2 protein-coding genes and 1 pseudogene are annotated in these 1,712 nt (G+C 56.3%); all 3 read right to left on the reverse strand.

The features are described from left to right. Nucleotides 1–44: 44 nt before the first annotated feature. Nucleotides 45–794 (reverse strand): response regulator transcription factor, encoded by a 750-nt coding sequence (locus tag F8N85_RS33940; RefSeq protein WP_150804105.1) that lies wholly within the window; start codon nt 792–794, stop codon nt 45–47. A 122-nt stretch (nt 795–916) separates the two neighbouring features. Then, nucleotides 917–1,387, reverse strand: a complete 471-nt coding sequence (locus tag F8N85_RS33945) for a prepilin peptidase (protein WP_150804106.1) — start codon at nt 1,385–1,387, stop codon at nt 917–919. Between the two features lie 249 nt (nt 1,388–1,636). Further along, nucleotides 1,637–1,712: pseudogene (locus F8N85_RS33950) on the reverse strand (DUF4136 domain-containing protein); the annotation flags it as partial.

Genomic DNA, 1,712 nt, shown 5'->3' on the forward strand with positions numbered 1-1,712 from the left:
TGCCCTGTGGGAGCGAGCTTGCTCGCGATGAACGATAACGCGGTTTAACGGGCACTCTGCCTCAACCCCGAACGCCCCGGTGCCAAGGCCAGCGCCAGTTGCGTGCGATTGTGCATCTGGGTCAGGCGCAGCACTTGGGAGACATAAAGTTTCACGGTGTTTTCGGTGATACCCAGTTCACAGGCGATCTGATAGTTGGTTTGCCCCTTGCTCACCAGGCGGGCTACGTCCAGTTGGCGCGGTGACAGCTGATTGAGGATGGCTGGAATCTCTGCGGGTTGCGTTTCGCTCGTAGCTCCCCGTCGAACCTCGTCGAGGTCTTGATAAAGCGTGTCGATGGAATCGGCGAGGCTTTGCAGTTTCTGGTTCAACTGACTCAATTGAAGGTTTTTCACCCGCTCCTGCACGACCGCTTCCTGGCGCCGCAGGCCTTCAAGCAATTCATTCAGATCGACAGGCTTCTGGTAGTAGTCGGCAACCCCGGCACGCAAGGCCTTGATCACTTGCTGTTTGTCAGACGCCCTGGTCAGCATGATCGCTTCGAATGCTCGCTGGTTGCCGGCGAGCTCCTGCAGTGCCTGCACCAGTTGAATGCCGCCCGGTTCTGCCAGGTGCAAATCGAACAGCACCAGACCGATTTCAGGGTCCTCGCTAAACCGTTCGATGGCTTGCTTGCCGCAGGTGCAGGGAATGCAGCGGTAACCACTGCTTTCCAGAAACTTACAGAGTTCTTCGACAATCAGCGGCTGATCGTCGACTACGAGCACTTTTATCAGAGAGTTAAGCTTGATCACGCGCGACTCCATGCTGAGCAAACCGAAGACTTATTCTTCCTGCACCGACAGCCAATGGCTGTACACGCACTGAAAATAGACGCACTTTCTGACTGTGTACATAAAGTTCGCCACTCAGGCGGCTAATTGATCCAGGCGACGGCCAGCAGCATCCCGACCAGAACGAACGGCGCAAAGGGTTGTTGTGTCGATTCTTTCGGATCGAGGTATTGCAGATGGGCTCTCAGTTTTTTGTTTATCAGCGGCCAGAGTCTGGGAGACATGAGTAGCCAGACAATACTGGCGATGCCCGCACCAATGAAGGTTCCCAACAGGTGCATGTTGTCGCTCGCCAACCCCAGCGCTGCCATCAGTTTCACATCATCCGCCCCCAGGCGCCCCATTGTATAGCCAGGCAAGGTGAAGGCCAGCGCCAGCAAGAACGCCCCGACCCCCTGCTCTGCGCTCGCGCCCATCCAGGTGGTGCCGTTCCACAGCAAGTACACCAGGGCAATGACCGTCGCACCAAGGGTCAGACCATTGGCAATTTGGCGTTGCTGAATATCCTGCGCAGCGCAGAGAGCCAACCAGATAAATAGCATTAAGCTCTGCATCAGGTAAAAAGCGTCCCTTTTTGTCTGAATGATTCTTTGCGGACTTGATGGAGTACTTGTCAGGGTAGACGCACTGATGAAGGTAGGCCTCCCAAGAAAGCAAATAGCCGTCGGGGGGGAGGTAAAAAGATCGTCCGAGCGCGGCCCGAACTTGCCGCAGCTCCTACGCCGACCGGGTTCAGCCTGAATGATCAAATGTACACAGGTTCGTAGGAGCTGCCACAGGCTGCGATCTTTATGGGGCTTCGATTACCTCGGCGGGTAATTGGCCAATATCCTGGCCACGGTTGCGCGTACGGCGGTGCTGCGGTCTGCCGGGTTCGGC

This window comes from Pseudomonas fluorescens, from assembly GCF_902497875.1.
In the GTDB taxonomy this organism is placed as follows: domain Bacteria; phylum Pseudomonadota; class Gammaproteobacteria; order Pseudomonadales; family Pseudomonadaceae; genus Aquipseudomonas; species Aquipseudomonas fluorescens_BR.

Coding starts and splice junctions, on each gene's coding strand:
- F8N85_RS33945 (WP_150804106.1), bottom strand. CDS start 1,387: ATGCAGAGCTTAATGCTATTTATCTGGTTGGCTCTCTGCGCTGCGCAG.